29 protein-coding genes are annotated in these 26,477 nt (G+C 64.5%); 20 read left to right on the top strand and 9 right to left on the bottom strand.

Features of this window, described 5'->3' with window-relative positions; all coding sequences use genetic code 11:
- On the top strand, positions 1 to 1,236 hold the full coding sequence (locus RHIZ70P_RS12250) for an MFS transporter (protein WP_115670601.1): 1,236 nt from the start codon (positions 1 to 3) through the stop codon (positions 1,234 to 1,236).
- Here RHIZ70P_RS12250 and RHIZ70P_RS12245 read toward each other — a convergent pair.
- Positions 1,225 to 1,638 (bottom strand): winged helix-turn-helix transcriptional regulator, encoded by a 414-nt coding sequence (locus RHIZ70P_RS12245; protein WP_115670600.1) that lies wholly within the window; start codon positions 1,636 to 1,638, stop codon positions 1,225 to 1,227. The genes RHIZ70P_RS12250 and RHIZ70P_RS12245 overlap by 12 nt on opposite strands.
- Before the next feature lie 122 nt (positions 1,639 to 1,760).
- On the opposite strand from RHIZ70P_RS12245, the gene RHIZ70P_RS12240 reads away from it, so the two are divergent.
- The 3 genes from RHIZ70P_RS12240 to RHIZ70P_RS12230 all read left to right on the top strand — a co-directional run bounded on the left by RHIZ70P_RS12240 (position 1,761) and on the right by RHIZ70P_RS12230 (position 3,444).
- Positions 1,761 to 2,777: a zinc-binding alcohol dehydrogenase family protein gene (locus RHIZ70P_RS12240; protein WP_115670599.1), complete on the top strand. Its 1,017-nt coding sequence runs from the start codon at positions 1,761 to 1,763 to the stop codon at positions 2,775 to 2,777.
- A 111-nt stretch (positions 2,778 to 2,888) separates the two neighbouring features.
- Positions 2,889 to 3,134 carry a type II toxin-antitoxin system ParD family antitoxin gene (locus tag RHIZ70P_RS12235; protein ID WP_115670598.1) on the top strand — a complete coding sequence of 82 codons (246 nt, stop codon included), beginning with the start codon at positions 2,889 to 2,891 and terminating at the stop codon, positions 3,132 to 3,134.
- Between the two features lies 1 nt (position 3,135).
- Positions 3,136 to 3,444, top strand: coding sequence for a type II toxin-antitoxin system RelE/ParE family toxin (locus RHIZ70P_RS12230; protein ID WP_115670597.1), 309 nt, complete (start codon positions 3,136 to 3,138; stop codon positions 3,442 to 3,444).
- A 1-nt stretch (position 3,445) separates the two neighbouring features.
- Here the strand turns inward: RHIZ70P_RS12230 and RHIZ70P_RS12225 are convergent, their stop codons facing one another.
- Positions 3,446 to 3,922, bottom strand: a complete 477-nt coding sequence (locus RHIZ70P_RS12225) for an Lrp/AsnC family transcriptional regulator (protein ID WP_115670596.1) — start codon at positions 3,920 to 3,922, stop codon at positions 3,446 to 3,448.
- A gap of 126 nt (positions 3,923 to 4,048) precedes the next feature.
- Here RHIZ70P_RS12225 and RHIZ70P_RS12220 point away from each other — a divergent pair, with 126 nt between their 5' ends.
- The gene (locus RHIZ70P_RS12220; protein ID WP_115670595.1) at positions 4,049 to 4,960 is read left to right on the top strand and encodes a DMT family transporter; all 912 of its coding nucleotides are present in this window, start codon (positions 4,049 to 4,051) and stop codon (positions 4,958 to 4,960) included.
- Between the two features lie 25 nt (positions 4,961 to 4,985).
- On the opposite strand, the gene RHIZ70P_RS12215 is transcribed toward RHIZ70P_RS12220, so the two are convergent.
- The gene (locus RHIZ70P_RS12215) at positions 4,986 to 5,600 is read right to left on the bottom strand and encodes a L,D-transpeptidase (protein ID WP_115670594.1); all 615 of its coding nucleotides are present in this window, start codon (positions 5,598 to 5,600) and stop codon (positions 4,986 to 4,988) included.
- Positions 5,601 to 5,877: 277 nt separating this feature from the next.
- On the opposite strand from RHIZ70P_RS12215, the gene RHIZ70P_RS12210 reads away from it, so the two are divergent.
- Complete coding sequence (locus tag RHIZ70P_RS12210; protein WP_115670593.1) at positions 5,878 to 6,273, top strand: DoxX family protein; 396 nt, start codon at positions 5,878 to 5,880, stop codon at positions 6,271 to 6,273.
- 81 nt (positions 6,274 to 6,354) lie between these two features.
- Here RHIZ70P_RS12210 and RHIZ70P_RS12205 read toward each other — a convergent pair whose 3' ends face one another.
- Entirely contained in the window at positions 6,355 to 7,461 is a 1,107-nt protein-coding gene (locus RHIZ70P_RS12205; protein ID WP_115670592.1) for a branched-chain amino acid aminotransferase, read from the bottom strand.
- Between the two features lie 257 nt (positions 7,462 to 7,718).
- Here RHIZ70P_RS12205 and RHIZ70P_RS12200 point away from each other — a divergent pair, with 257 nt between their 5' ends.
- Together RHIZ70P_RS12200 and RHIZ70P_RS12195 are read left to right on the top strand one after the other, a co-directional pair.
- A complete protein-coding gene (locus RHIZ70P_RS12200) occupies positions 7,719 to 7,919 on the top strand; it encodes a type II toxin-antitoxin system VapB family antitoxin (protein ID WP_115670591.1) in 201 nt (66 codons plus the stop codon).
- On the top strand, positions 7,916 to 8,284 hold the full coding sequence (locus RHIZ70P_RS12195) for a type II toxin-antitoxin system VapC family toxin (protein ID WP_328588185.1): 369 nt from the start codon (positions 7,916 to 7,918) through the stop codon (positions 8,282 to 8,284). Before RHIZ70P_RS12200 ends, RHIZ70P_RS12195 begins: the two co-directional genes overlap by 4 nt.
- Before the next feature lie 44 nt (positions 8,285 to 8,328).
- On the opposite strand, the gene RHIZ70P_RS12190 is transcribed toward RHIZ70P_RS12195, so the two are convergent.
- The gene (locus RHIZ70P_RS12190; RefSeq protein ID WP_115670590.1) at positions 8,329 to 8,613 is read right to left on the bottom strand and encodes an immunity 53 family protein; all 285 of its coding nucleotides are present in this window, start codon (positions 8,611 to 8,613) and stop codon (positions 8,329 to 8,331) included.
- A gap of 99 nt (positions 8,614 to 8,712) precedes the next feature.
- Complete coding sequence (locus RHIZ70P_RS12185; protein ID WP_115670589.1) at positions 8,713 to 10,377, bottom strand: electron transfer flavoprotein-ubiquinone oxidoreductase; 1,665 nt, start codon at positions 10,375 to 10,377, stop codon at positions 8,713 to 8,715.
- 305 nt (positions 10,378 to 10,682) lie between these two features.
- Here RHIZ70P_RS12185 and RHIZ70P_RS12180 point away from each other — a divergent pair, with 305 nt between their 5' ends.
- The 10 genes from RHIZ70P_RS12180 (at position 10,683) to RHIZ70P_RS23010 (ending at position 18,800) form a co-directional block, all read left to right on the top strand.
- Complete coding sequence (locus RHIZ70P_RS12180; protein ID WP_115670588.1) at positions 10,683 to 12,092, top strand: FAD-binding oxidoreductase; 1,410 nt, start codon at positions 10,683 to 10,685, stop codon at positions 12,090 to 12,092.
- A 145-nt stretch (positions 12,093 to 12,237) separates the two neighbouring features.
- The gene (locus tag RHIZ70P_RS12175) at positions 12,238 to 12,540 is read left to right on the top strand and encodes a putative quinol monooxygenase (RefSeq protein WP_115670587.1); all 303 of its coding nucleotides are present in this window, start codon (positions 12,238 to 12,240) and stop codon (positions 12,538 to 12,540) included.
- 4 nt (positions 12,541 to 12,544) lie between these two features.
- Positions 12,545 to 13,297, top strand: a complete 753-nt coding sequence (locus RHIZ70P_RS12170) for an AraC family transcriptional regulator (RefSeq protein WP_115670586.1) — start codon at positions 12,545 to 12,547, stop codon at positions 13,295 to 13,297.
- 187 nt (positions 13,298 to 13,484) lie between these two features.
- Positions 13,485 to 14,273 (top strand): SDR family oxidoreductase, encoded by a 789-nt coding sequence (locus RHIZ70P_RS12165; RefSeq protein ID WP_115670585.1) that lies wholly within the window; start codon positions 13,485 to 13,487, stop codon positions 14,271 to 14,273.
- 161 nt (positions 14,274 to 14,434) lie between these two features.
- Positions 14,435 to 14,659, top strand: coding sequence for a hypothetical protein (locus tag RHIZ70P_RS12160; RefSeq protein WP_115670584.1), 225 nt, complete (start codon positions 14,435 to 14,437; stop codon positions 14,657 to 14,659).
- Positions 14,660 to 14,747: 88 nt separating this feature from the next.
- On the top strand, positions 14,748 to 14,942 hold the full coding sequence (locus RHIZ70P_RS12155; RefSeq protein WP_115670844.1) for a hypothetical protein: 195 nt from the start codon (positions 14,748 to 14,750) through the stop codon (positions 14,940 to 14,942).
- Positions 14,943 to 15,300: 358 nt separating this feature from the next.
- Positions 15,301 to 16,638: an Hsp70 family protein gene (locus RHIZ70P_RS12150; RefSeq protein WP_115670583.1), complete on the top strand. Its 1,338-nt coding sequence runs from the start codon at positions 15,301 to 15,303 to the stop codon at positions 16,636 to 16,638.
- A 636-nt stretch (positions 16,639 to 17,274) separates the two neighbouring features.
- Positions 17,275 to 18,147, top strand: a complete 873-nt coding sequence (locus tag RHIZ70P_RS12145) for a uracil-DNA glycosylase (protein ID WP_115670582.1) — start codon at positions 17,275 to 17,277, stop codon at positions 18,145 to 18,147.
- Between the two features lie 172 nt (positions 18,148 to 18,319).
- Positions 18,320 to 18,511 carry a hypothetical protein gene (locus tag RHIZ70P_RS12140; protein ID WP_115670581.1) on the top strand — a complete coding sequence of 64 codons (192 nt, stop codon included), beginning with the start codon at positions 18,320 to 18,322 and terminating at the stop codon, positions 18,509 to 18,511.
- 130 nt (positions 18,512 to 18,641) lie between these two features.
- A complete protein-coding gene (locus tag RHIZ70P_RS23010; RefSeq protein ID WP_181904007.1) occupies positions 18,642 to 18,800 on the top strand; it encodes a hypothetical protein in 159 nt (52 codons plus the stop codon).
- A 30-nt stretch (positions 18,801 to 18,830) separates the two neighbouring features.
- Here RHIZ70P_RS23010 and RHIZ70P_RS22775 read toward each other — a convergent pair whose 3' ends face one another.
- Complete coding sequence (locus RHIZ70P_RS22775; RefSeq protein WP_147293992.1) at positions 18,831 to 19,739, bottom strand: hypothetical protein; 909 nt, start codon at positions 19,737 to 19,739, stop codon at positions 18,831 to 18,833.
- A 257-nt stretch (positions 19,740 to 19,996) separates the two neighbouring features.
- Positions 19,997 to 20,935 (bottom strand): DMT family transporter, encoded by a 939-nt coding sequence (locus RHIZ70P_RS12125; RefSeq protein ID WP_115670578.1) that lies wholly within the window; start codon positions 20,933 to 20,935, stop codon positions 19,997 to 19,999.
- 360 nt (positions 20,936 to 21,295) lie between these two features.
- Here RHIZ70P_RS12125 and RHIZ70P_RS23440 point away from each other — a divergent pair, with 360 nt between their 5' ends.
- Together RHIZ70P_RS23440 and pepN are read left to right on the top strand one after the other, a co-directional pair.
- Positions 21,296 to 22,405: a methyl-accepting chemotaxis protein gene (locus RHIZ70P_RS23440; RefSeq protein WP_115670577.1), complete on the top strand. Its 1,110-nt coding sequence runs from the start codon at positions 21,296 to 21,298 to the stop codon at positions 22,403 to 22,405.
- Between the two features lie 258 nt (positions 22,406 to 22,663).
- The gene (gene pepN / locus RHIZ70P_RS12115; RefSeq protein ID WP_115670576.1) at positions 22,664 to 25,312 is read left to right on the top strand and encodes an aminopeptidase N; all 2,649 of its coding nucleotides are present in this window, start codon (positions 22,664 to 22,666) and stop codon (positions 25,310 to 25,312) included.
- Positions 25,313 to 25,415: 103 nt separating this feature from the next.
- Here pepN and RHIZ70P_RS12110 read toward each other — a convergent pair whose 3' ends face one another.
- Positions 25,416 to 26,411, bottom strand: a complete 996-nt coding sequence (locus RHIZ70P_RS12110) for a DUF4344 domain-containing metallopeptidase (RefSeq protein WP_115670575.1) — start codon at positions 26,409 to 26,411, stop codon at positions 25,416 to 25,418.
- Positions 26,412 to 26,477: the final 66 nt, after the last annotated feature.

Below are 26,477 nucleotides of genomic sequence, written 5' to 3'. Positions count from 1 at the left end.
ATGACCGACTGTACTGCCCTTCGTCCCGATATCAGAACCCTCGGCGAGACGGCCGCCGCAACGCCCGCGCTGACGCCGCTGATGATGATCCTGATCGAGATCGCGCTTGCCGCGGGCGGCTTCGGCATCGGAACCGGCGAATTCGTCATCATGGGGCTTTTGCCGGAGGTGGCAACGACCTATGGCGTGAGCGTTCCCGAAGCCGGCCGGGTGATCAGCGCCTACGCGCTCGGCGTGGTGATCGGTGCGCCGATCATTGCGGTTCTCGCCGCCAAGCTATCGCGCCGCACCCTGCTCCTGGCCCTGATGGGCGTGTTCGCCATCGGCAATGTCATGAGCGCGCTGGCCCCCGACTTTCTCTCCTTCACCGCACTGCGCTTCGTCACCGGCCTGCCGCACGGCGCCTATTTCGGCGTCGCCGCCCTGGTCGCCGCTTCGATGGTGCCGCCGCATCGTCGCGCCCGCGCCGTGGGACGGGTCATGCTCGGGCTCACCATCGCCACCCTGATCGGCACGCCGATCGCCACCTTGCTCGGCCAGATGATGAGCTGGCGGGCCGCCTTCCTTATGGTCGGCGCCATCGCCGTGCTGACCGTCGTGTTGATTGCGCTCTATTTGCCGAAGGACAAGGTGGCCGACGGCGCCAGCATCCGCCGCGAACTCGGCGCATTCGGCCGGTTGCAGGTCTGGCTGACGCTTGGTGTCGCCGCCGTCGGCTTTGGTGGGATGTTCTCGATCTTCAGCTACATCGCCAAGACCACGACCGACACCGCCGACCTTCCGGCCAGCATGGTGGCCATCGTTCTGGCGCTTTTTGGCATCGGCATGAATGTCGGCAATGTCGTGGGCAGCCGCATGGCCGACTATTCGCTGAAGGGCACGATCGGCGGCATGCTCGCCTTCAATGTCGTGCTGATGAGCATCTTTTCGCTGACGGCGCATGATCCCGTCATGCTGTGCATCTGCGTGTTTCTCACCGGCTGCGGCTTTGCCGCCTGCCCGGCCGTGCAGACCCGGCTGATGGACGTCGCAGCCGATGCCCAGACGCTCGCGGCGGCGTCCAACCACTCCGCCTTCAACATCGCCAATGCACTCGGCGCCTGGCTTGGCGGCCTCGTCATCACCTGGGGCTATGGCTATGGCGCGACGGGTTTTGTCGGCGCCGCGCTGTCGGCGCTCGGGCTGGTGATCTTCCTGGTCTCGGTCATGATCGAAAAGCGCAGTTCAGGCCGCTGAGCGCGCAACCGCATCAACCGCTTCCGCCGCCTCGTCCGGGAGGGCCACGGTCTTCACCCCGTTTCGGCACTTCACGTGGCCCTTGCCCCAGGTGTCGAGCGCCAGGATCACCGGCTCGAGGCTCAGGCCGAGCGGGGTCAGCGAATAGTCGACCCGCGGCGGCACGACGGCAAAGACCTTGCGCGCGACGATCCCGGCCTCCTCCAGTTCGCGTAGCTGCTTGGTCAGCATGCGCTGCGTCACGGCTGAGAGCCTGCGCCTGAGCTCGTTGAAGCGCAGCGTGCCGTCGTTCAGCAGGTGATAGAGGATCACCCCCTTCCACTTGCCGTCGAGCAGGCTCAAGGTCGATTCGACCGGACAGCCGGGGAAATTGTTCGTCAGCTTGGCGCGCGGGCGGGACATTTACAGTATCCTTTTTGATACTACATACATTTTAAGTCCCTATAGACAGAAAATGTGCATTCTTGCTTCGTGAGAATATACGTAGCAATTGAAGGACGTGCAAACCTTCAAGGAGACTGTCCATGCGCGCCGTCGGCTACCAGACACCCCAACCCATCGCTGCGGAGACCTCGCTGGTCGATATCGAACTCCCCGTACCGGAAGCCACGGGCCATGACCTGCTGGTCGAGGTGAAGGCGGTTTCGGTCAATCCGGTCGACACCAAGGTCCGATCCGCCGCACAGCCGGAACCCGGCCAGCACCGCATTCTCGGCTATGACGCCTCGGGCGTGGTCAAGGCGGTCGGCGAAAACGTCACCCTGTTCAAGCCCGGCGACGCGGTTTTCTATGCCGGCGTCATCAACCGGCCCGGCACCAACAGCGAATTTCACCTGGTGGACGAGCGCATCGTCGGATTGAAGCCGAAGAGCCTGAGCTTCGCCGAAGCGGCAGCGATCCCGCTGACCGCGATCACCGCCTATGAAATGCTGTTCCATCGCCTCAAGGTGCGCGATGAAGTGGTCGGCGCCAATAACGCCCTGCTGGTCACCGGCGGCGCCGGCGGCGTCGGCTCGATGGCGAACCAGCTCGCCCGGGCGCTGACCGATCTCACCATCATCACCACCACGTCGCGGCCGGAAACCAGCCAGTGGGTCAGGGATCTGGGCGCCCATCACGTGCTCGATCACAGCAATGCGCTGGCGCCGCAATATGCAGCACTCGGCATCGGCGCACCGGCTTTCGTCTTCTCGGTCACCCGCAGCGACCTGCATGCCGCCGATCTGCTGGCGATCATCGCGCCGCAGGGCCGCTTCGGCATCATCGACGAAATCAAGGGCGGCTTCGACGTCATGCCGTTCAAGGGCAAGGCCGTGTCGATCCACTGGGAATCGATGTTCACCCGCGCCGTCTTCCAGACCGCCGACATGATCGAGCAGCACAAGCTGCTCACCCACGTCGCCGAACTGGTCGACAGCGGCCAGATCCGCACGACGCTCACCGAAACGCTCGGCACCATCAACGCCGCCAACCTGAAGAAGGCGCACGCGCTGATCGAATCCGGCCGGACCAAGGGCAAGATCGTGCTCGAAGGCTTCTGACGACGGGAACGAGGCGGGGTTCGCTCCGCCTCGCAACCTGTCCAGCAATGTCAAATATTGCGTCATTTCTGTTATCGATATAGGCTTTCTCTTGCAATCGGAGAGCCTGCCATGAACGTCTCGCTGGGCGAACGCTGGGAAAAATTCGTCGAAAACACTGTACAATCGGGGCGTTACGGCTCGGCGAGCGAAGTTGTGCGCGAAGGGCTGCGACTGGTCGAGGAACGCGAAACCAAACTGTCGGCGCTGCGTGAAACACTTGATCGCTCGATTGCTGCCGGCGGGGACATCAGCGACGAGGCGCTGGACGCTGAACTTGAGAAGAAGGCCGCTGAACTGACCGCCACGGACGACTGACTTGGCTCGGCTCCGCTATCTCGACAGCGCCAGGGCCGACTTCCTTTCGATACTCGACTATGTCTACCGCGAGAGCGGGGACGTCGCTCTGGCCAGGCAGTTCCTGGAAAAGCTGCGGGGACATTGCCGACACTTGGCGAGCCTGCCCGGCCATATGGGTCGGCCACGGCCGGAACTGCGTCCCGATGTTCGTAGCGTCGCCGTCGGCTCCTATGTGATCTTCTTCCGCTATGTGGGCGACGACTTCCAGGTGATCAATGTTCTGGAGGGACACCGGGACATCGATGCCTATTTCGGTAAGACGGAATAGCTCATTCCTTGAGCGACGGCAGCTTCAGCGGGCCGCCGGTCTTGACGGAGCGGATGGCGAAGTTCGACTGGATGTCTGTGACATGCGGCAGGACCAGCAGTTTGTCGGTCAGAAGCGCCTCATAGGCAGCGAGATTCTCGACGACCACCTCGGCCATGAAATCGGAATGGCCGGAAATCATGTAGCAACCGACCACTTCCGGCAGATCCTGCAGCGCCTGCTGGAAGGCCTGGGCATGTTCGCGGGTGTGGTGCGCCACTTTGAAGGCGACGAACACCGTCAGTTCGAGGCCCAGCGCCCGCCGGTCGATATCGGCGCGGTAGCCGCGGATGATGCCGGCCTGCTCCAGCATGCGGATCCGCCTCAGGCAGGGAGACGGCGACAGATTAACCCGTTCGGCAATCTCGACATTGGTCGCCCGCGCATCGTCCTGCAGCGCCGCGAGGATCGCCAGATCGAAATTGTCAAGTTTTGGCATTTTCTAGACCCAGGTTCCCATTCTGAGCAAGTTTGTGCCAATCGAGATGATCAGACAAGCGCAAATGGCAAGGACACACCACGAGCACCGGGGCTAATCTGGCGCCTTCTTTCTGAGGAGTGCTCCATGACCGCTGCCAGCCCCGCCACCCGACCTCCGCTATCCGCCGGCCTCGGCGCCGCCTCTGCCCTGTCGGTCGTGCTGATCTGGGCGGCCTGGCTGATTTCGACGCGCCACAGCGTCGGCACCTCGCTCACCGCGCTCGACCTCAGCCTGTTGCGCTACGGCGTGCCTGCCCTCCTGCTTGCGCCCTTCTGGCTGCGCACCGGGCTCTGGCCCAGGGGCACGCCGAAATGGACGCTGGTGCTGATGGTGCTCGGTTCCGGCGCGCCGTTCTTCCAGCTGGTCGGCTTCGGCATGAAGGCGACGCCTGCCTCCGCCGCCGGCGTGCTTCTACCCGGCGTCATGCCGCTGGCGGCCGCGCTGATCGGCATCCTGCTTCTCGGCGAGCGGCCGGACCGGATGCGCAAGCTCGGCATGCTGGCGATCCTGGCCGGTGGCGTCCTGCTGCTGGTGGACAATCTTTCGTCCGGACGCCTGTCCTGGGTCAGCTATACGGTCCTGCCGGCCGGGGCGACGCTGTGGGCGATCTATACCCATGCCTTCCGCAAGTCGGGGCTTTCGGCCTTCGAGGGCGGCGCGCTGATCTGCGTCTGGTCGACCATTATCAACCTCGCGCTCATCCCCTTCCTCGGCACGCATCTCATGACCGCGCCGATTGCGGAAACGGGGCTGCAATTCATCACGCAGGGTCTGCTCTCCGGCCTGCTGGCAACCGTACTCTATGGTACGGCGGTGCGCAGTCTCGGCGGGACGCAGGCCGCAGCCTATACCGCCGTCACGCCGGTTGCGGCGGCAATCGGCGGCGCGCTTCTGCTTGGCGAACCCTTGGGCGTCGTGACGATCGTCGCGACGCTGGTCACCGGTGCCGGCGTCCTGTTGTCGACCGGCCTGCTCTCGGCGCGGGCCGGCCGTTGAGGCCTGCTTCAATCGCGCGCAGGCCTCAGGCCTGCAGCACCACGACCCGGCCGCCAACCTTGGCGCGCTCATAGAGGTCGATCACGTCGTGGTTCATCATGCGGATGCAGCCTGACGACATGGCCTGACCGATTGAGGACGGCTGGTTGGTGCCGTGGATGCGGAACATGGTGTCGTTGCCGCCACGATAGAGATAGAGCGCGCGGGCGCCGAGCGGATTGTTGATGCCGCCCGGCACGCCGCCGGCATATCTCATGTTCTTTTCCGGATTGGTGCGCAGCATGTTGGGCGACGGCGTCCAGCTCGGCCATTCCGCCTTGCGGCCGATATAGGCGACCCCGGCCAGCGCATAGCCGTTGCGGCCGACGCCGACGCCGTAGCGCATGGCGCGACCATTGCCGAGAACGTAATAGAGCCGCCGCGCCGGGGTATCGACGACGATCGTGCCGGCCGGCTGGCTGGTCTCATAGGCGACCTCCTGGCGGCGCAGCTCCGGCTTGATCTTGTCGATCGGCACCTTCTTCAGCGGATGCGGTTCATTCGGACGCGCATCATACATCGACTGCTGGCTCGGTCCGGTCTGGCAACCGGCAAGCAAGAGCGGCAGGCCGATCAACAGGCTGCGGCGGGAAATCGTCATGTCTGGCCCCCAGAAGAAGTGTCGAATATCGGGGTCCAGACTAGGTAGTTTATGGTTAATGCCCAGTTAAGCCGTTGAAGGGATGGTTAACCATGTTGGAGGTCGCAACCGGTCTCACCCCGGCCCTTATAGCCGCTGCGACACGTGGCGGACCTGCAACAGCAAGGCGAAGCCGCCGCGAGACTAGGGGAAAACGACGGCGACATGCTAAATTTGACCATTGCCAATACTTGAGAGACTGGCAGACTGCGCCCCGCAATTGAGGGGGGATGTTTTCATGCAAAATTTCGTTACTGCGATGACTTCCACGATATGGTTCGGTTATCTCGCCCGTGTCGTTTTGACCTACATGTTCTGGGCGAGCGGTATCGCCAAGCTCGTCGATTTCCAGGGTGCCGTCGGGGAGATGGCCCATTTCGGTCTCAACCCGCCCGCCGCCTTCGCCGTCGCAACCATTGTCGTGCAACTAGTCGGTTCGGCGCTCATCATCCTTGATCGCTGGACCTGGCTCGGGGCCGGCATGCTCGGCGTCTTCACCGCGCTGACGATCCCGATCGCCCACACGTTCTGGGCGATGGAAGAACCGTTCAAGACGATCGAGTTCTACGTGGTGATGGAACACATCACCGTCATCGGCGCGCTGATGGTGGTCGCCTGGAAAGCGGAACGGTAGCGCCGCAGGCATCCGAGAACGACAAAGGCCCGTTCGCGTCGCGAACGGGCCTCATTTGTTCAAGAGATAAGCCCTGCCGGATCAGACGCCGTCGATGACGTGGATCCAGCCGTGGCGGTCATTGCTCTGGCCGCGCTGGATGCCGACCAGCGCGTCGCGCAGCCGGGTCGTCAGCGGACCGGTCTCGCCGCCGCCGATCTGGAATTCGCCCTGCGGATACTTGACCGTGCCGATGGCCGCGACCACGGCGGCGGTGCCGCAGGCAAAGGCCTCCTTCAGCCTGCCGCTTGCCGCGTCCGCCTTCCACTCGTCGAAGGAATAGGGCTTCTCGTTGACGGTCACGCCCTCTTCGCGGGCGAGTGCGATCAGCGACTTGCGGGTGATGCCGGGCAGGATCGTGCCGCCGAGCGGCGGGGTGACGATCGAGCCGTCCTCCATGACGAAGAAGACGTTCATGCCGCCCAGTTCCTCGACCCATTTATGCTCGGCGGCGTCCAGGAAGACGACCTGGTCGCAGCCTTTGGCATAGGCTTCGGCCTGGGCAACGAGGCTTGCGGCATAATTGCCGCCGCACTTGGCAGCGCCCGTGCCGCCGGGGGCGGCGCGGGTATAGTCCTGCGACACCCAGATGCTGACCGGCTTGGCGCCGCCCTTGAAATAGGGGCCGACCGGGGATGCGATGACGCAGAAGATATATTCCTTGGACGGCCGCACGCCGAGGAAGGTCTCGCTGGCGAACATGAAGGGGCGCAGATAGAGGCTGCTGCCCTCGGCCTTGGGAATCCATTTGGCATCGATCGCCACCAGTTTCTCGACGGCCGCGAGAAAATCCGCCTCCGGCAGGTCGGGCATGGCCATGCGGCGCGCCGATTCGTTGAAGCGTCGGGCGTTTTCCTCCGGGCGGAACAGCACGGCGCGGCCGTCGGCGGTGCGGTAGGCCTTCATGCCCTCGAAAATTTCCTGGGCATAGTGCAGCACGCTTGCGGCCGGATCGATCGGGAACGGCGCGCGGGCGGTGATTTCGGCGGAGTGCCACCCCTTGCCCTCGCTCCAGCGGATCACCGCCATATGGTCGGTAAACAGTGTGCCGAAACCGAGGTTCTCGAAGGCCGCAAGACGGTCGGTCTCGGGCATGGGGTTGGTGTTGGGCTTGATGTCGAAGGAAAGCGGTGCGGAATTCGATGGCATGGGGGAACTTTCAACTGATCTCGAACGTCGCCGCAAACTGCCCCTTTGCAGGGCATTTTTCAAGCGGCAACGACCAGGGATCGGTACGCCTGCGCGCGGATCCGCGGCAAGGCCGCATGGTTTCGGGCCAATTCCGGCAGGCGGTGGGATAATGATGTCATTTGATGGCCGCGCGGACGGGTCCCCGATGGCCGCATTCTGCCCTCGCATTGAAGGGCGCATCGATTGGTGCTATTTTTGATGCAAAGGAGAGGGCCATGCGGACGACAATCACGATTGACGATGAGTTGCTCGATAATGCGCGCGAATTGTCCGGGATCAATGAGACAGGGCCGCTCGTCAAGGCCGCGTTGACCATGCTGGTTCAAAGGGAAGCGGCGCGCGCCCTCGCCCGTCTGGGCGGAACTGCTCCCGATATCGTGGCACCGCCGCGCAGGCGCTTTGAACCAGACGAATGATCGTCCTTGCCGACACATCCATATGGATCGATCACCTGCGTTCGCCGGACGAGCGGCTTGTCGCGCTTCTGGAGGAAGGACGCATCCTTTTGCATCCCTTCGTGATCGGCGAAATCGCCCTTGGGACCATGCCAAACTACGCATTCGTTCTCAAGCGGCTGGCCTTGATGCCGAAGGCACTCAAGGCTTCCGACGATCAACTGCTGCATCTCATCCGGCGGCACAGGTTGAACGGCGTGGGCATCGGATATGTCGACGCCCATCTGATTGCTTCAACCCTGCTGATGGCGGAGGGCCTTCTTTGGACCCGTGACAAGCGCCTGCACAGAACCGCAAATGCCATGGGGATCGCTTTTCCCGAATAGGGTACTGAGACCTGCCCTCTTGGCGCGACCTCCAGTTGCATGGACTACTCAGCCCAACTCAGGAAGATTTCTATCATCTCATCAAGAGCCATGGGTCCGCCGAATGCTTCGAAGGTGCTGCCGTCCTTTCGAGCGACAACCCAATCGCGGTCAGTTCTTTCGATCTGAATTTCCTGAAAAGTCCTCTCGCAAAGAGACGTTCCCTCCAGATCGATCTTCATCCACCACCCCGGATTGTCCAAGGTGCCGATCTTGATCTGGTGATCCTCTTGCCAGTCGTCAACGCACTGAAGCTCATACCATGCGCAAAGCCTTGAAACCGCATCCATCGCCAACCTCACCTCCCCACAGTCTCTGTGCGTCGGCTATCCAGCGCGGTGGTCGGCCGTGTCGGCCCAAGGCTCCGGTTCGCTCGCTCGGCCTCACCATCACATGTTCGGGTAGACCGGCCCCTCGCCCCCCTGCGGCGGGACCCAGTTGATGTTCTGGTTCGGGTCCTTGATGTCGCAGGTCTTGCAGTGGACGCAGTTCTGCGCGTTGATCACGTAGACCTGCTCGCCATCCTTCTCCACCCATTCATAGACGCCGGCCGGGCAGTAGCGGGTCGAGGGGCCGGCGAAGACGCCGAGTTCCGAACGCTTCTGCAGATCCATGTCCTTGACCTGGAGATGGACCGGCTGGTCCTCCTCATGATTGGTATTGGACAGGAAGACCGACGACAGGCGGTCGAAGGTCAAGACGCCGTCCGGCTTCGGATAGGCGATCGGCTTGTGCCTGGCCGCCGGCTCCAGCGAGGCCGCATCGGTCTTGCCGTGCTTCAGCGTGCCGAAGAAGGAGAAGCCGAACAGCTGGTTGGTCCACATGTCGAGACCGCCGAGCCCCACGCCGAGCGCCGTGCCGAGCTTCGACCACAGCGGCTTGACGTTGCGCACGCGCCTCAGGTCCGTGCCGATGTCGGTCGAGCGCCATTCGTTCTCGATCTCGACCGGCTCGTCATTGGCGCGGCCGTTGCCGATGGCTTCGGCGATCTTGTCGGCCGCCAGCATGCCCGACAGCACAGCATTGTGGCTGCCCTTGATGCGCGGCACGTTGACGAGGCCGGCGGAACAGCCGATCAGCGCGCCGCCGGGGAAGGAGAGCTTCGGCACCGACTGGTAGCCGCCTTCGGTGATGGCGCGGGCGCCATAGGACAGACGCTTGGCCCCTTCGAAGGTCGGCGCGATCGCCGGATGGGTCTTGAAGCGCTGGAACTCCTCGAAGGGATAGAGATAGGGGTTCTTGTAGTTCAGGTGGACGACGAAACCGACCGCCACAAGATTGTCTTCCAGGTGATAAAGGAAGGAGCCGCCGCCGGTCTTCATGTCGAGCGGCCAGCCGAACGAGTGCTGCACCAGACCGGGCTTATGATGCTCCGGCTTGACCTGCCAGAGCTCCTTCAGGCCGATGCCGAATTTCTGCGGCTCGCGATCCTTCTGGAGATCAAATTTGGCAATCAGCTGCTTGGCGAGCGATCCGCGCACGCCCTCCCCGATCAGCACGTATTTGCCGAGCAGTTCCATGCCACGGGTATAGGCCGGGCCCGGCTCGCCATTCTTCTCGATGCCCATGTCGCCGGTGGCGACGCCAATCACGGCGCCCTTATCATTGTAGAGCAGTTCGGTCGCGGCAAAGCCCGGATAGATCTCGACACCCAGCGCCTCGGCATGGGTGGCGAGCCAGCGACAGACATTGCCGAGCGAGACGATGTAATTGCCGTGATTGTTCATCAGCGGCGGCATGAACATGTTCGGCAGGCGGATCGAGCCGGCCGGTCCGAGGAACAGGAACTGGTCGTCCTTGACCTCGGTCTTGAACGGATGATCGGCCTCTTCGCGCCAGCCGGGCAGAAGCCTGTCGACGCCGATCGGGTCGACCACGGCGCCGGAGAGAATGTGCGCGCCGACTTCCGAGCCCTTCTCCAGCACGACGACGGTAAGCTCGGGATTGACCTGTTTCAGGCGGATCGCCGCCGACAGACCGGCAGGTCCGGCCCCGACGATCACCACGTCGAATTCCATGCTCTCGCGTTCGGGCAGTTCCAGTTGCTCGCTCATCGTCTCTCTCCGCTCGGCCGATCCCAGTCTTCGGCCTCTTCCTTGTCAAAACACAAGCACCTTGTCGAGCCGCGATGCGACATGCCGTGGCTCGAAATAATGGCTTGGCGATATTCCCGGACAGAATATCTGACGCTTACGTTAACGTCAATGTTTCGTCCGGAGAGCGGCGCTGCGGAGCCGATCCGGCTGTGGCCAATTCGGCCCCTGCGCGGCTTGGTGATTGTCCCCGGCGCCGCTGCAAACTAAACATCGCCGGAAAGGGCTCGAACCGCGCGACGCCCGACGATACAGGATATGCACGAATGCCCCAAAGACCAGGAACCCGGTTCACCGCGACGGAACTGCTGGAGAGGCTGGCCGGCCTGCATCCCGATCTCCTGATTCTTGGTCCGGCAGACCTGCAAGGCCGGCATCCGGGCGAACATGCCGAGAATTTCGCCGGCGGCGTCATGGCGCAGCCCGGTTCGACGGCGGCGGCGGCGGCACTGGTGTCCTGGTGCGCCGCGCATGACGTGGCGATCGTGCCGCAGGGCGGGCTCACCGGTCTCGTCGGCGGCAATGTCAGCCATGCCGGCGAGGTGATCCTGTCGTCCTCCCGCCTCAACCGGATCGTCGCCATCCATCCGGAGGAAATGACGGTCGTGGTCGAGGCCGGGGTGCCGCTCGAGACCCTGCAGCAGGCGATCGACGCCCATGGGCTGACGACCGGCATCGACCTCGGCTCGCGCGGCTCGGCCACCATCGGCGGCATGGTCTCGACCAATGCCGGCGGCATTCTCGCCTTCCGCAATGGCGTGATGCGCCACCAGGTCCTCGGCCTCGAGGCGGTGCTGCCGTCCGGCGCCGTCTTTTCCGACCTCACCCGCGTGGTCAAGGTTTCGGCCGGGCCGGACCTCAAGCACCTGTTCATCGGCGGCGAAGGCGCCTTCGGCTTCGTCACAAAAGTCGTGTTGAAACTGGAGCCGCAGCGCCCCGCCCGCGCCACCGCCTTTCTCGGAGTGGCCGATGCGGCCGCAGCACTTGCCGTCATCCGGCATTTCCGCGACCTCCCCTCGGTGACGCTCGAAGGGGCGGAAATGATGTGGCCGCGCTACATCCGCGACGGCGCGGCGCTCAAGGGTTTCGATCTGTCCTGGCTGGAAGACGGCGCTGCGGCGCTGCTGATCGAGGTGTCGGCGGAAACGGTCGAGGCCGCGACGGCAGCTTTGGAAGAAGGCCTTGAAACGCTCTGGGAGCCGGTCGGCCTCAAGGGCGGCGTCATCGCCCAGTCGCTCGACCAGGCGAGGAAATTCTGGGACATCCGCGAGGATTCCGGCTTCTACTATCCGTCGATCCCGCACGCTCCCTCCTTCGACATCTCCGTGCCGCCGACCCATCTCGACGCCTATGTCGCCGGCCTCGACGCCCGGCTGAAGGCGATCGATCCGTCCTATGCGGCCTATGTCTACGGCCATGTCGCCGATGGCAACCTGCACCTCACGCTCATCAAGCCCGGCCCGTTGCCTATGGACGAACTTCTGGCCGTGGAAAACGCCATCTACACCGGCATCGTCGAGGCCGGCGGCTCGTTTTCCGCCGAACACGGCGTCGGCACCGAAAAGCGCCACGCCTACGAGACCTTCGCCTCGCCGGAAAAACAGGCGCTGGCGCGGACGATCAAGCAGGCGATCGATCCGAAGGGATTGTTCAATCCGGGCAAGGTGCCGTTCTGACTTCGCATGCGGAACTGGCCGTTCCGAACAAATAGCTGTCCTTTACGCGTTGGCGCGCCTGGTCGTCGTCTGGCAATCATGGGTTTCGGGAAGATATGCCGTTAGCACTTCCCCTCATCGAAGCGAGACACCGAAAGGACTGCCTATGCTCATCGCCCATGTGCGCTTGCGCGTATCCGAAGACGACCGCCAGAAGGCGCTCGATACCCTGATGGCGAACGCCCCTGCGATCCGCGCCACGAAAGGTTGCCTGGCCTTTGTTCCATTCCTCGACCCGACCGACCGACAGGGTCTTGGCGTCCTGCACGAATGGCAAAGCGGTGAGGAGTTTGCGGCCTATGCCGCCTCGCCCGGATTTGTCGAAACCGCCGCGATCCTGCGTCCCCTGATGACCGCGGCGCCGGTCAGCCGCCGCTTTGACGCGAGGCTGATCGAGACGATAGACTGAAAAAATGAGACCGGACGCCTATTGTTTTCACCAGAGTTTCGAGCCCGCCGGCCCGTCCGAATTCCGGATGGACCGGCACTATCTGCTCTATGCGATGGAAGGAACGATCCGGCTGGAAGCGAACGGCCGGCGCTGGACCCTGCCGCCAGCCCGCGCCGCACTGATCTCCGCCGGCCATCCGGTCACGATTTCGATCCTGTCGCGACTGACCTCCGCTTCGGTTCTCTACGCGCCTAGTTTCGCGGCCGCTCCACCGCAGGTTCTATCGGTATTCGATGTCTCGCCGCTGGCCCGTGAGCTGATCGCCGAGTGCCGCCAATGGGGGCCCGAAGGCGGCGCGCTGTCGCCCTATGCGCAGAGGATCTTCGAAACGCTGGTGGCCGTTGCCCTGAAGCTTGCGGAAACGCCGAGCCCTTGCGTGCTGCCGGCACCGGCGAGCTCCGCCCTTGCCCGGGCGCTGGCACTGACAGAGGAACTGGCTGACGGCACCCCCGTTTTTGCCGAGATCGCCAAGGCAACCGGCCAGTCTCCCCGCGCGCTCGCCCGCCGTTTCTCGACCGAAATGGGGATGACCTGGCGCGAGACGCTTCGGCGCATCCGCCTGATCCGCGCGGTCGAGGCGCTGGCCTCCGGCGACGCGCCAATCACCGAGATCGCGCTCGGCGTCGGCTACAATTCTCTCTCGGCCTTCAATACCGCCTTCCGCGACCTGATGGGCAAGGGCCCGCGCGCGTACCGCGCCAGCTTCCGGGATTGACAAGGCTTGCCGGGACCGCTCCTGCCGTCTGCCTGCCGCGCGGCGCTCGCACCATGACGGCTCTACAGGGTGTCCGAACCAGGCGACGCCCTCGCGCTTTTCCCTTCCCAAACCCGCCGCTCCCCCTATAACCTTCCCTCCCGCAGCGCATGCGGCGGACAGGAAAACACCAGGGAAGGACATCACCATGGATCTCGGAATTTCGGGCAAGCGTGCCCTCGTGCTCGCCTCGTCGCGCGGCCTTGGCCTCGGCATCGCCAAGGCGCTGGCCGATGAGGGCTGCCATGTGCTGCTCTGCGGCCGCAGCGCCGACAAGCTGAAGGCCAATGCCGATGCCATCAATGCGGCGGGCCGGGGCAAGGCCGACTGGGTCGAGGCCGATCTGTCCGAAGCCGATTTCGTCGACAAGATGCTCGCCGCCGTCCACCACAAGCTCGGCGGCATCGACATCCTGGTCAACAATACCGGGGGCCCGACGCCGGGCACGGCCGAGGAGATGACGGCGGAACGGCTCTACAATTTCTTCCAGTCCATGGTGGTGCGCGTCATCACGCTCACCAATGCGCTGCTGCCGCTGATGCAGACGCAAGGGTTTGGCCGCATCCTCACCGTCGCCTCGTCCGGCGTGTTCGAGCCGATCCCCAATCTGGCGCTGTCCAACACGCTCCGCTCGGCGCTGGTCGGCTGGAACAAGACGCTTGCGACCGAGGTCGCCTCCTATGGCGTCACCGCCAACATGCTGCTGCCGGGCCGCATTCATACCGACCGGATCGATGAACTGGACGCCGCCAATGCCAAGAAGGCCGGCAAGACGGTGGACGAGGTGCGTGCCGCATCGGTGAAGTCGATCCCGGCCGGCCGTCTCGGCAAGGTCGAGGAATTCGCCGCCGCCGCCGCCTTCCTCTGCTCGGTGCCGGCCTCCTATGTCACCGGCACGATGCTGCGCGTCGATGGCGGAGCGGCAAAGTCGATCTGATCGCCGCCCGCACACCCGCCCGATGAAGCCCCGCGACACCCTGTGTTCGCGGGGTTTCTGCTTTATTAGCGCCCCCAGAACGAGCGGAGGGATTTTGCTGGCGTCCGACGCGGACTCGACTATAGTGGGTGCGACAAATTGTTCCATGGGAGGAGAGACTATTGGGGCAGATTCGCCAATTATTCACCGTCGTCGGGGTCCTGACGCTGCTTGTCGGAATAGCCTGGGTGGCCCATGGCACCGGCCTGTTCCGCCTGCCCGGCACTGACTTCATGCCGAACGAAAGTGTGTGGACGATCAACGGCTTGCTGGTCGCCGTCTTCGGCCTGGTGGTCTTCGTCGGCGCCCGCTGGTTCCTGCGCCGGGAGCATTCGACGCCAAACTGACGGTCCTGCCCGGCGAGACCGGACCTGGATTCACGGCCGCGCCTCCGGCGCGGTCGGTTGCCTTTCAGAAGGATCACGTGCCATGCCGATGCGACGCATCCTCACCCTGCTCGGCGCGCTTTCCGTGCTGATGGGCCTGGTCTGGATGGGTCAGGGCAGCGGCTATTTTCCCTATCCCGCGTCCAGCTTCATGATCGACCAGAGCCCGTGGATCGTCTATGGCGCTGGCCTGGCGCTCGTCGGCGTCGTGCTGATCGCCATCGCGCGGCGGCCGAGGCGGTAGGTCGGCACATAACGGCTCGGACGGGTGCCCCCCTACCGACCTTCCTTCACAATACAATTGTTGAAACTTGCGGCGCCGGTCTTGGAATGACCTCTTCTCCCCATCGGGGAGAAGTGCCGAGTGAAACGAGGCGATGAGGGGGCCGCTTGCGCTGATCCGCGAGCTTCGCCCCCTCATCCGGCGCTACGCGCCACCTTCTCCCCGCTGGGGAGAAGAGGAACGGATACCGCTGCCCCTTGCCTTTCCCCTCCCCTTCGTGGCAATAGGCGCCCTCTCCACTGCGGGCGCTGACAGCGCCCTTTTCACCTTCGGGCGCTGCCCGGCTTCAACAACCGACAGACGACGAGGGAGCGCGGCGATGGCTGAGGCGCTGGGGCTTGATTTCGGCACGACCAACACGGTGATGGCGCTTTCCGATAGCGTGGGGGCCGATAGCGTGGGGGCCAACAGCGCAGGCGCCGACCGCCAAGCGGCCACCCATTCGATCCGCTTTTCCTCGCCGGCGGGGACAAGCGACAGCATGCGCACGGCGCTATCCTTCATGAAGGACCGCAATCTCGGCGCCGGCGCGCTGAAGGTCGAGGCCGGACAGGCGGCGATCCGCGCCTTCATCGACAATCCGGGCGACTGCCGCTTCCTCCAGTCGATCAAGACCTTCGCCGCCTCGGCCCTGTTCCAGGGCACGCTGATCCATGCCCGGCGCTTCCAGTTCGAGGACCTGATGGAAGTCTTCCTCAGGCGCCTGGAAGCCTATGCCGGCGACGGCTGGCCGTCGGGGACGAAACGCATCGTCGCCGGGCGGCCGGTGCATTTCGCCGGAGCAAACCCCGATCCGCAGCTGGCCATCACCCGCTACAACGCGGCGCTCACGCGCTTCGGCTTTCCCGAGATCCACTATGTCTACGAGCCGGTGGCGGCCGCCTTCTATTTCGCCCAGCACTTGAAGCAGGACGCGACCGTGCTGGTCGCCGACTTCGGCGGCGGCACGACCGACTATTCGCTGATCCGCTTCGCAACCAGCGCCGGCAAGCTATCCGCCACCCCGGTCGGCCATTCCGGCGTCGGCCTTGCCGGCGACCAGTTCGACGCCCGCATCATCGAGCATCTGGTGGCGCCGGAAATCGGCAAGGGCAGCCAGTTCAGGAGCTTCGACAAGGTGCTCGACGTGCCGAACAATTACTACACCTCGTTCTCGCGCTGGAACCAGCTCTCGGTGTTCAAGACCTCGCGCGAATATGCCGACCTCAAATCACTGGTGCGTCAGAGCCTCGAGCCGGACAAGCTGGAGCTTTTCATCGATCTCGTCGAGCATGACGAGGGCTATCCGCTCTACCAGGCGGTCTCGGCCACCAAGATGGCGCTGTCCTCGGCCGACGAGGCGGAATTCCGCTTCGCGCCGCTCGGGCGGGCCGGGGAAAAGTCGGTGAAGCGCGCCGAGTTCGAGGGCTGGATCGCCGAGGATCTGGCGCGCATCGAAGGGGCGCTCGACGACGTGCTGACGACGACCAACACGGCGCCCGGCGCAATCGACAAGGTCTTCCTCACCGGCGGCACGTCCTTCGTCCCGGCGGTGCGCAAGATCTTCACCGACCGCTTCGACGCATCGCGCATCGAGACCGGCGGCGAACTCGTCTCCATCGCCCACGGCCTGGCGCTGATCGGCGAGCGTGACGACATAGCCCAATGGGTGGCATGAGGGCGCGCCGTCGCCACCCCTCCCTCCCCGCAAGGGGGAGGGCTTAAACCGCCGAGCGCCCGGCGGCCTCCAGCCATCCCCGGCAATGATCGCTGAAACCCGGCGACCAATGCCGATCTTCAGCGGCTGCGGCCAAAGCCTGGCCGCGAGTCTTCTCCCCCCTTGTGGGGGAGATGGCCGGCAGGCCAGAGGGGGTTCTCTCCTCCTTGGTCGCGGAGAATGGAATTTCAACATCTTGGCTGAAAGCTAAGTGTTGGAAATTCCAAGAGAGGGAGTCGGTCGCCTCGTTTCCCCCTCGCCTGCGATTTCTGGCATTTACGCCTTCGACCTAAGACGCCGAAATCGCCTCTTCTCCCACCAAGGCAGAGGAGACCGCCGCATCCGCCGGCCCGGCTTCGCCCCCCCTCATCCGGCCCTGCGGGCCACCTTCTCCCCGCCGGGGAGAAGAGGGTGTCGCCGCGACGTTTCCGGCCTCCTCGCCCCGGCGGGGAGAGGTCCGCCGAGCGAAGCGGAGGCGGGGTGAGGGGGAGCCCCGCGCGCCCGCGCCGATGACGAGAAAGGCCAGGCGCCGCGACATTGCCTTCCACGCCGCAGGAATCTGTTTCCTTCCGCCCATCCCTGCACTAGAACGGGGACATGATCTCCGCCCGCGACATGACGCCCGCCGAACTGGCCGCCCTTCTGCATTTTCATGCGGATGCCGGCGTCGAATGGCTGGTGGAGGACGAGCCGGTCGACCGGGTCGCCGAATTTTCCGCCGAGCGCGCGGCGCGCAATGTCCGGGCACCGGCCGCCGTCGCCATGGCGCAAGCCCAGACCGTGCAGACGACCTCCGGCCGCACCCGGCCCGACACGCCGCCGCCGTTGCGAGGCCCCGCCCCGTCGGCCCTGCCGGCCATTCCCGACGAGCACGCCGTCACCGAGGCGCGCTTCGCCGCCGAAAGCGCCCGTTCGCTGACCGAGCTGAAAACCGCGCTCGAGGGTTTCGCCGGCTGCAACCTGAAGACCAGCGCCCGCTCGACCATCTTTGCCGCCGGCGATCCGTCCAGCCGCATCATGGTGATCGGGCCGATGCCGAGCGCCGACGACGACCGCGAGGGCGTCGCCTTTTCCGGCCGCGCCGGTCTCCTGCTCGACCGCATGCTGGGCTCGATCGGCCTCAAGCGCGAGTCGATCCTGATCTCCACGGTGATCCCCTGGCGCCCGCCGGGCGACCGCCCGCCCTCCGTGCCCGAGGTGGCGATCTGCCGGCCGTTCATCGAGCGGCAAGTCGAGCTGGCCGAGCCGAAGGCCGTGCTTTTGTTCGGCAACCTGACCGCCCGCTTCTTCTTCAACGAGACCGGCACGATCCACGCGCTGCGTGGCCAGTGGCGCGACATCGCCTGCGGCAATCATGCGGTTCCGGCAATCGCCACCCTGCATCCGCAGGAACTGTTGACCGCGCCGGCCAGCAAGGCGCTCGCCTGGCGCGACCTGCAGGCCTTCGCCCACAGGCTCGCTGAGGGCTGATCGGTTCCGAGACGAAGTTCGTCCAAAAATTCGGCATTTGTGACATTCTTGCGACCGAACCATGCGTATTGCGCATGGCTGCAACGCGTCCGCGCGCGCTTGAATCATTCATGCTGCACTGCGATATATTGAGTCGCTCATGGGGGGAGTCGCAAGACAAGGAACAAAGGTCATGACCGTTCGTGCCCGCCCCATGCACTGCAAGTTCGAGACGCTGCGCCTTGCCGCCGAGCCGCTGCGCAGCGGCCAGCCCTATCACCGCTTCGGCTCCGCCACCTGCGAACAACTGACCGCCCGGGTTCTTGCCCGCCGCGGCATGATCACGCGGCCGGCAACCATTTTCGCCGACTTCCGCGAGGCGTGACGCCGGCCCGCAAAGGCTCCTAAGCCTTGTGCGTCGCACAAAAAAGGCGACGCAATGTCCACCAAGCGGCTTCACACGTTGATCTTTTCGCCGTTTCCCGGCCATGTCGATAATGCAAAGGAAGACCACCATGACCACCATGTTCCATCCGCTCCGCAGGCTCAAGGCGGCCGTCAGCCAGATCGGCAGCGCCATCGATGCCTCGGAAGCCTATAGCCAGGCCGCTTCGGGACGATCCCGGCGCACGGCGCGCGGCGAAAACGCCCTGGTCCGCCACATCCCGCTGTAACGGTTTACCGGGCGCAAGCGACGGGACGGCTCAGCCGTCCGCCTTTGCCAGCAATTGAACCGGGGCGTCGCGCGTCTCGGCGGGGGCGACCAGCCTCAGGGCATGGTCGAAGGCCTCGTCGATGATCGAGAACTTGATCGCCTGCCAGCCGCAATATTCGTCCAGCAGGTCGGCCATGAACCAGAGATGGGTCTTCTTGCCCTCGTCCTGCCATTGCAGCCCCCCGGCCTCGACGGCACGGCGCAGCAGCCGTTGCAGATGGGTGCGCGACATCATGAAATGCTCGGCCATGGCGCGGGCATCGACCCGGCCGACGTCATAGCGCTGGGCCGCCGGATCGGTTGCCTCTATGCGCCGCACCAGTTCGTCCATCACCAGGCCGCCAGCCTCCGTCCACAGGAACATCGCCACGCGCGGCGGCGGTTCGCGCCAGCCGTCGTGCGCGAACGAGCGCCGGGCCGCTTGGGGCTGGATCAGCTTGAACAGTTCCGGGCGTTCAGCCAGCGTCTCGGCCCGGCTTCCGCCGTCGACCCGATCGAGCGTCGCCAGATTGGCAAGCGTCCAGCGCATCATCGCGGCCTGGGTAACGTCCGTCGCCTCGAAGCGGCGCGGCCGTCGTGTCGCCTCATCGGCAAGGCGGATGAAGCGATAGGAAAGCAGCTGGTCGAGGAAGTTGAGGACCGTGTTGCGGCTCGCGGCATTGGAGGCGGTAATCATGTCGCGCAGCCGCGACGCCGTCAGCCCCGATCCGGGCACGTCCGGATCATGTTCGATATGCAGCGCGAAGGCGCACTGGCTGAGCAGCCAGCGCTGGTGCGAGGAGAGCAGCCGCGCCAGACGCGGATTGCCGTCATATTCGCCCTGCAGGGCGCCCGCATAGACGCGCAGCGCCTCGCAAAAGGCGGGACTGGAGCGGAGATGGTCAGCCGAGAGCGCCAAGGCGTGCCCTCCCCTTCGCCTTGACGCATCGATCGCGCATCAACCGTGGCCGGCTGTCGGCGCCCGGCCGCGCTGCGCGGTCCGGATGGGGCATTTCGCTGTCCAGGTTCATGAAATTCTACGTCGATCGGGTTGGGTTTGCTCTCGGCGGCGCCCGCTAGACTAGCCACAACCTTCCCCCTGTTTCAATCTTTATCGGCCTGACGCAAGAAAAGAAAAGCCGGAACCGCGATACGGGACCGATCTTGTCGCCGCAGTCAGCCCTGCGGGGTCGCCGCCTTGCGCGCGGCGCGGCGCTCCAGGCCGAGCCGGTGTTCGCGGTAGATGATGAAGATCCCGGCCCCGACGACGATCGCCGCGCCGACCAGCGTGGTCAGGGTCGGCACCTCGTCGAACAACAGATAGGCGATGACCGAGCCGAGGATGATCGAGGTGTATTCGAACGGCGCCACGGTCGAGACGTCGGCATGGCGGTAACTCTCGGTCAACAGGATCTGGCCCAGCCCGCCGAAGAAACCGGCCAGCGCCATCAGCCCCAGCGCCTCCCAGCTCAGCACCTGCCAGCCGAAGAACCAGGTGACGGCCGAGAGCAGCGAGGCGGTGAGCGAGAAGAACAGGACGATGGTCGCGGTCTTTTCCTCCTGCACCAGCTGGCGCACCTGCAGCATGGCGGCCGCGCCCAGACCCGCCGACAACAGCACCGCCAACGCCCCGGTCGCCGCGGTCGAACCGAAGCCCTGCTGGCTGAACAGCGTCAGCTTCGGCCAGGAAATGATCATCACCCCGACCAAGCCGACGAAGACCGCCGTCCAGCGATAGGCCCTGACCGTCTCGCCGAGGAAGAGGGCGGCAAAGACGACCGCCAGAAGCGGCATGGCATAGCCGATGGCGATCGCATCCGGCAGCGGCAGAAGCACGAGGCCGTAAAAGCCGACTCCCATGGCGGCGACGCCGATCAGGCCCCGCTTCAGGTGGCCCAACGGATTGCTGGTCTGGAAGGCGGACCGCAATTCGCCGCGAAGCGCAAGATAGACCAGGATCGGCACGATGGCGAAGGCGGAGCGGTAGAAGGTGATCTGACCGGAGGGCATGCCGGACCCCGCCAGCTTGATCGAGGCCTGCATGCCGACGAAGACGGTGACGGAGGCAATTTTCATCAATATGCCGCGAAGCGGATTTGTGGCGGCAACGGCCATCGGCGGAACTCGGTATCTGGGAGGCGGTGTCTGGGACGCGGGGCCGGGAGCGGAGGAAAGGAAGACGCCAGCGCTCGCGCGCTCGACAGAATCCTGTTTTGCCAGAGTGGCACTTCCAAGGCGCCCGGACAAGGCCATGTTGCGCAGGCAGACATTCGTCCCCTGCCTGCAATATGGGCAATTGCACAAATAATACCACCAGAGACAACAAGCAAATCAGATTTATATACTTTTGGATTTATACATGATTAACCAATGTCAAGGATTATACTTCAAAGACCAATCCCTGTATTGCCTTCGCCCGCTCGGTCGTCCCTCGACCTCCGGACGCGCGATCAACTTGCCCGCGGTGAATCTTCGATGTCCGATCTCGCGCCGAAACAGAAACCCGCCACCGTCGATGCGGCCACGCCGCGCTCCATGCGCGTCGTCACAGAGGGGATCGGCGTCGATCTCGAGCGGTTCAGCGCCGATAATACCCATGTCGTCCGGCAGATCCGGCTGCTTGCCATCAACGCGCTGATCGAAGCGGCGCGCGCAGGCGAGACCGGCAAGGGTTTTGCGGTCGTGGCCCACGAGGTGCAGCGCCTGGCCCAGGGTGCGGCCGAAATCGCCGCCCGTTTCCAGGAGAACGTGCTTGGCCGCATCGGGCTGGGCCGGGAGATGGCCGATGCCCTGGTCGGCGAGATGGAAGGCGTGCGGCTGACCGACCTTGCCCAGACGCTGGTGCAATTCATCGTCCGCAACCTGTTCGAGCGCACCGCCGATGTACGCTGGTGGGCGACCGATCCGGCGCTCTGGCAGGCGCTTGGCGATCCGACCGCCGAGCGTCTCGCCTATGCCGCAGAGCGGCTCGGGGTGATCAACCGCTTCTATACCGTCTATCTCGACCTGGTCATGACCGATCCGAGCGGGCGCGTCGTCGCCTCCGCCAATCCCCGCTTCCAGCGCGGCCTGAAAGACCGCAACCTTGCCGGCGATCCGTGGTTTGCCGCCGCGAAGAACTGCGCGAGCGGCGACGACTATATCGTCGACGAGGTCAAGCCCAGCTCGCTGCACGACAACCGCGACGTGCTGGTCTATGCCACCGGCATCCGCGAGGGCGGCCAGACCGACGGCCGGCTGGTCGGGACGCTCGGCGTCTATTTCGACTGGCAGGCGCAGGGCCAGGCGATCGTCGAGAAGGAGGCCAATCTGCCGCCGCAAGTGGCGGAAAAGACGGAAGTCCTGCTGCTGGACGGAGCGCTGCGGGTGATCGCCTCCAGCAACCCGGCGCGGCGCTACACCCATTTCGCGCTCGCCAACCCGGATCAGGCCATGCGCGGCAGCTATTACGACCATTCCGGCTCGATCGTCGCCTTTGCCAGGACGCTCGGCTACGAGGATTATGACGGGCTCGGCTGGTACGGCGTCATCATCCAGCAGACCGAGAACGAAGACGCCATCCGCGCCAGGCTCGGCATCCGGTAGGCGCGTCGAGCAAGGCTTCGGCAGGCGCGAAGTCGCTGTCACACGTCTTGGCTATTACTGCCGAGCGCGAGCACATATCCAGCAATGCGAATAGAATTGCCCAGGTCCGCGCCCTCGACAGAGACGGTTTATTTCTTGGCTTTTTAACAATCGTTCAGAAATGTGTGTCAGTCTCTGCGACGAAATCACATCCTTGCAGGCGCATGTTCGGTTATCATGATCACGCAAGGCGGCTCACGGACGAGATCAGGATAGACAATGCGAACAGACACCGGCCGGATCATCCATCTGGCAGACTACCGCCCCACCGACTTCGTCCTGGAACGCGTGGATCTCACCTTCGAACTCGATCCGACCGAGACCAAGGTTGAGGCGCGTCTGATCTTCCACCGCCGCGAAGGTGCCGACCCCAATGCCCCGCTGGTGCTCGATGGGGACGAGCTGAAGATGACCGGCCTGCTGTTCGACCAGATCGAACTGGCGCCCGAGCGTTACACCGAGACGCCCGACAGCCTGACGATCCGCGACCTGCCGGCAAGCGTCCCCTTCGAGATCACCATCACGACGCTGATCAATCCCGAGGCCAACACCCAGCTGATGGGCCTCTACCGCTCCAACGGCATCTACTGCACCCAGTGCGAGGCGGAGGGCTTCCGCCGCATCACCTTCTTCCCCGACCGCCCGGACGTGCTCGCCGTCTATACGGTCAACATCATCGCCGACAAGGCCGCCAACCCGCTGCTCCTGTCGAACGGCAACTTCCTCGGCGGCGCAGGCTACGGCGAAGGCAAGCATTTCGCCGCCTGGTTCGATCCGCATCCCAAACCGTCCTACCTGTTCGCGCTGGTCGCCGGCGATCTTGGCGTGGTCGAGGATACCTTCGTCACCATGTCGGAGCGCGAGGTGGCGCTGAAGATCTATGTCGAGCATGGCAAGGAGGCCCGCGCGGCCTATGCCATGGACGCGCTGAAGCGCTCGATGAAATGGGACGAGGAAGTGTTCGGCCGCGAATACGATCTCGACATCTTCATGATCGTCGCCGTCTCCGACTTCAACATGGGGGCCATGGAGAACAAGGGTCTCAACATATTCAACGACAAATATGTGCTGGCCGACCCGGAGACCGCAACCGACCAGGACTATGCCAATATCGAGGCGATCATCGCCCACGAGTACTTCCACAACTGGACCGGCAACCGCATCACCTGCCGCGACTGGTTCCAGCTGTGCCTGAAGGAAGGCCTGACCGTCTATCGCGACCACGAATTCTCCGCCGACCAGCGCTCGCGCGCCGTCAAGCGCATCGCCGAGGTCCGGCACCTGCGCTCGGAGCAGTTCCCCGAGGATTCTGGTCCGCTCGCTCATCCGGTGCGTCCGACAAAGTATCGCGAGATCAACAATTTCTACACGACGACCGTCTACGAGAAGGGCTCGGAAGTCACCCGCATGATCGCGACCATTCTTGGCCGCGACGGGTTCAAGAAGGGCATGGACCTCTATTTCGAGCGCCATGACGGCGACGCCGCCACCGTCGAGGACTTCGTCAAGTGCTTCGAGGATGCGAGCGGCCGCGATCTCACCCAGTTCTCGCTCTGGTATCACCAGGCCGGCACGCCGCAGATCACCGTGTCGTCGTCCTACGACGCGAGCGCCAAGACCTTTTCGCTTTCGCTTGAGCAGATGGTTCCCGCGACCCCTGGCCAGACGGCCAAGGAGCCCATGCACATTCCGCTGAAATTTACGCTGATCGGCGAAAACGGCGCGGAAGCACAACCGAGCGCGGTCAGCGGCGGCGAGGTCACCGGCGACGTCCTGCACCTCACCGAGCGCAGCCAGACCTTCGTGTTCGCCGGCATCGGCGCGCGGCCCGTCGTTTCGCTCAACCGCGGCTTCTCCGCACCGGTGAACCTGCACTATTCCCAGACCACCGACGACCTCGCCCATATTGCCCGCCATGACAGCGATCTCTTCGCCCGCTGGCAGGCGATCACCGATCTGGCCCTTCCCAACCTCACCGCCGCCGCCAAGGCAGCCGCGGCCGGCAAGCCGGTCGAATGCGACGCCGCGCTTTGCGATGCGCTGCTGGCGATTGCCTCGGACGACAGTCTCGAGCCGGCCTTCCGCGCGCAGGCTCTGGCGCTGCCGAGCGAATCCGACATTGCCCGCGAGCTCGGCGCCAACAACGATCCCGACGCGATCCACCAAGGCCGCCAGGCCGTCCTGACCGCCATCGCCAAGGCAGGGTCCGCGACCTTCCGCAGCCTCTATGACGGGCTTGCCGCATCGACGCCGTTCAGCCCGGACGCAGCAGGCGCCGGTCGTCGGGCGCTGCGCAATGCCGCCCTCGGCTTCCTGGCGCTCAGCGACAACAGCCCCGCTGGCGCGGCGGAAGCCTATGCCAGGGCCGACAACATGACGGACCTGTCGCAGGCGCTGACCGTGCTCGCCCACCGCTTCCCGGATGCGACCGAGACGCATGCCGCGCTCGCCGCCTTCGAGAGCCGTTTCGCCGCCAATGCGCTGGTGCTCGACAAGTGGTTCTCGATCCAGGCGACCATTCCGGGCGAAGGCGCGCTGGAACGCGTCATGCGCCTGATGCAGAATCCGCATTTCGCCGCGTCCAACCCCAACCGCGTGCGCGCGCTGATCGGCACGTTTGCCTTTGGCAACCCCACTGGCTTCAACCGGCCGGACGGCAAGGCCTATCACTTCTTCGCCGAAGAGATCCTGTCGATCGACAAGCGCAATCCGCAGCTTGCCGCCCGCCTGTTGACGGCCCTGCGCTCCTGGCGCCTGCTCGAGCCGGTGCGCGCCGACCAGGCCCGCGAGGCGCTGATGACCATCGAACGGGCTTCGTCGCTGTCGTCCGACGTCGCCGACATCGTCGAGCGAATGTTGAAGGGCTGACCTTTTCTAAAATCACGTCCGGAATCGGTGCTCACCGGTTCCGGGCGCCATGCCACACCCGGCAAGCCCAGGCGTCGAGCAATGTTCTCTGGCGGACACGGCGTCAACCGGAGCGCGACCCTCCGGCCCGGGGCGACCCGGCATCGCGCTCACGCGGCGGGCTTGGCTGTCCGGCGTCCCGGTCCTCGACCGCTTCCTCGTCTTCGACCGTTCCCTCGTCTTCGGTTGTGGCCTCTTCGCCGTCCGGATTGTCGATATACCACTGCGCGTCGAGCTCGGCGCTGTTGAGGAGATCCTCGTAGCACAGCGTCATTTCACGATCGTCCGGGCTCCAGAAGGCATTGGCCTCGCCGCATTCGGCCGCCGTCAGCTTGATCCCGTCCTTGAGCTTGTAGCTGCCGGAAAAAGCCGCGGCGACCATTTCCATGACGCCCGCCGTCTTGATCAGCTCGCGGAAATGGGCGAGCCGCGGATCGCTGGTCGGTGCATAGGTGATCTTGAACGCGGTCTTTTCGCCCTTTGACGCCTCGTGCGGTCCCAGCACCTTTTCCCAGCTTCGCAGCAGGCTCTGGTACTCGACGAGGCACTCCTCGAAGCGGTAGTCGGGATATTCGATGGATTGGGCGAAGTCGTGGAAACGCTTCTTGTCCTTGCCGACCATCAGGCACACGGTCGAATAGGCGCGCTGCTCGTCGAGACCGTGGCTGTCCCAGAACGCCATGTCCTCCTCGTCCTCGTTGGCGCCGGCAGTGAGGAACCAGACATTGGCCCAATCCTCGACCACGCTGTTGAAGTCCTCGTCTTCCGCTTCCAACAGGAGCAAGACGGCCAACGCATCGACCGCGTCCTCCTCCTTGCCCAGCACGGGAAGCGAGAATTCCGAAATGAGCATGTGGCCCGCCTCGTGAAAGACGGTGGCTATGGCGTTGTTGAGGGCAAACTGGTCGGCTTCCGCGGCCTGTTCCGCGGTGATCTCGCCATAGAGTTCCGGCGGCTTCGGCTCGACGGCGAGGACGGGCCGAGCGCCCAACAGCAAGGCCAGGACGGCAAGGGCCGTCGCGGCCCGCGACGATGACCGGCGAAGTGGTGTCGAACCCATGTCGGAAACTCTCCTTCGGGCCCTGCCCGCATTGATCTGCAGGTCTATCGTTAGGCGACGAAGGGG

This window comes from Paenirhizobium selenitireducens ATCC BAA-1503 (assembly GCF_900492185.1).
Classification (GTDB): domain Bacteria; phylum Pseudomonadota; class Alphaproteobacteria; order Rhizobiales; family Rhizobiaceae; genus Allorhizobium; species Allorhizobium selenitireducens_A.
Note: the sequence above shows the minus strand (reverse complement) of the source record. Positions and strands in the feature narration are given on the sequence as shown.

Excerpts from the sequence above, each read along its gene's own strand:
- RHIZ70P_RS12185 (WP_115670589.1), bottom strand. The coding sequence starts at position 10,377 with ATGAGCGAGCAACTGGAACTGCCCGAACGCGAGAGCATGGAATTCGAC.
- RHIZ70P_RS12155 (WP_115670844.1), top strand. The coding sequence starts at position 14,748 with ATGCGACGCATCCTCACCCTGCTCGGCGCGCTTTCCGTGCTGATGGGC.
- RHIZ70P_RS12180 (WP_115670588.1), top strand. The coding sequence starts at position 10,683 with ATGCCCCAAAGACCAGGAACCCGGTTCACCGCGACGGAACTGCTGGAG.
- RHIZ70P_RS12165 (WP_115670585.1), top strand. The coding sequence starts at position 13,485 with ATGGATCTCGGAATTTCGGGCAAGCGTGCCCTCGTGCTCGCCTCGTCG.
- RHIZ70P_RS12190 (WP_115670590.1), bottom strand. The coding sequence starts at position 8,613 with ATGGATGCGGTTTCAAGGCTTTGCGCATGGTATGAGCTTCAGTGCGTT.
- RHIZ70P_RS12235 (WP_115670598.1), top strand. The coding sequence starts at position 2,889 with ATGAACGTCTCGCTGGGCGAACGCTGGGAAAAATTCGTCGAAAACACT.
- RHIZ70P_RS12195 (WP_328588185.1), top strand. The coding sequence starts at position 7,916 with ATGATCGTCCTTGCCGACACATCCATATGGATCGATCACCTGCGTTCG.
- RHIZ70P_RS12200 (WP_115670591.1), top strand. The coding sequence starts at position 7,719 with ATGCGGACGACAATCACGATTGACGATGAGTTGCTCGATAATGCGCGC.
- RHIZ70P_RS12250 (WP_115670601.1), top strand. The coding sequence starts at position 1 with ATGACCGACTGTACTGCCCTTCGTCCCGATATCAGAACCCTCGGCGAG.
- pepN (WP_115670576.1), top strand. The coding sequence starts at position 22,664 with ATGCGAACAGACACCGGCCGGATCATCCATCTGGCAGACTACCGCCCC.
- RHIZ70P_RS12215 (WP_115670594.1), bottom strand. The coding sequence starts at position 5,600 with ATGACGATTTCCCGCCGCAGCCTGTTGATCGGCCTGCCGCTCTTGCTT.
- RHIZ70P_RS12210 (WP_115670593.1), top strand. The coding sequence starts at position 5,878 with ATGCAAAATTTCGTTACTGCGATGACTTCCACGATATGGTTCGGTTAT.
- RHIZ70P_RS12245 (WP_115670600.1), bottom strand. The coding sequence starts at position 1,638 with ATGTCCCGCCCGCGCGCCAAGCTGACGAACAATTTCCCCGGCTGTCCG.
- RHIZ70P_RS12175 (WP_115670587.1), top strand. The coding sequence starts at position 12,238 with ATGCTCATCGCCCATGTGCGCTTGCGCGTATCCGAAGACGACCGCCAG.
- RHIZ70P_RS12225 (WP_115670596.1), bottom strand. The coding sequence starts at position 3,922 with ATGCCAAAACTTGACAATTTCGATCTGGCGATCCTCGCGGCGCTGCAG.
- RHIZ70P_RS12125 (WP_115670578.1), bottom strand. The coding sequence starts at position 20,935 with ATGGCCGTTGCCGCCACAAATCCGCTTCGCGGCATATTGATGAAAATT.
- RHIZ70P_RS12170 (WP_115670586.1), top strand. The coding sequence starts at position 12,545 with ATGAGACCGGACGCCTATTGTTTTCACCAGAGTTTCGAGCCCGCCGGC.
- RHIZ70P_RS12240 (WP_115670599.1), top strand. The coding sequence starts at position 1,761 with ATGCGCGCCGTCGGCTACCAGACACCCCAACCCATCGCTGCGGAGACC.
- RHIZ70P_RS23010 (WP_181904007.1), top strand. The coding sequence starts at position 18,642 with ATGACCACCATGTTCCATCCGCTCCGCAGGCTCAAGGCGGCCGTCAGC.
- RHIZ70P_RS12110 (WP_115670575.1), bottom strand. The coding sequence starts at position 26,411 with ATGGGTTCGACACCACTTCGCCGGTCATCGTCGCGGGCCGCGACGGCC.
- RHIZ70P_RS12150 (WP_115670583.1), top strand. The coding sequence starts at position 15,301 with ATGGCTGAGGCGCTGGGGCTTGATTTCGGCACGACCAACACGGTGATG.
- RHIZ70P_RS12205 (WP_115670592.1), bottom strand. The coding sequence starts at position 7,461 with ATGCCATCGAATTCCGCACCGCTTTCCTTCGACATCAAGCCCAACACC.
- RHIZ70P_RS12145 (WP_115670582.1), top strand. The coding sequence starts at position 17,275 with ATGATCTCCGCCCGCGACATGACGCCCGCCGAACTGGCCGCCCTTCTG.
- RHIZ70P_RS12140 (WP_115670581.1), top strand. The coding sequence starts at position 18,320 with ATGACCGTTCGTGCCCGCCCCATGCACTGCAAGTTCGAGACGCTGCGC.
- RHIZ70P_RS12220 (WP_115670595.1), top strand. The coding sequence starts at position 4,049 with ATGACCGCTGCCAGCCCCGCCACCCGACCTCCGCTATCCGCCGGCCTC.
- RHIZ70P_RS23440 (WP_115670577.1), top strand. The coding sequence starts at position 21,296 with ATGTCCGATCTCGCGCCGAAACAGAAACCCGCCACCGTCGATGCGGCC.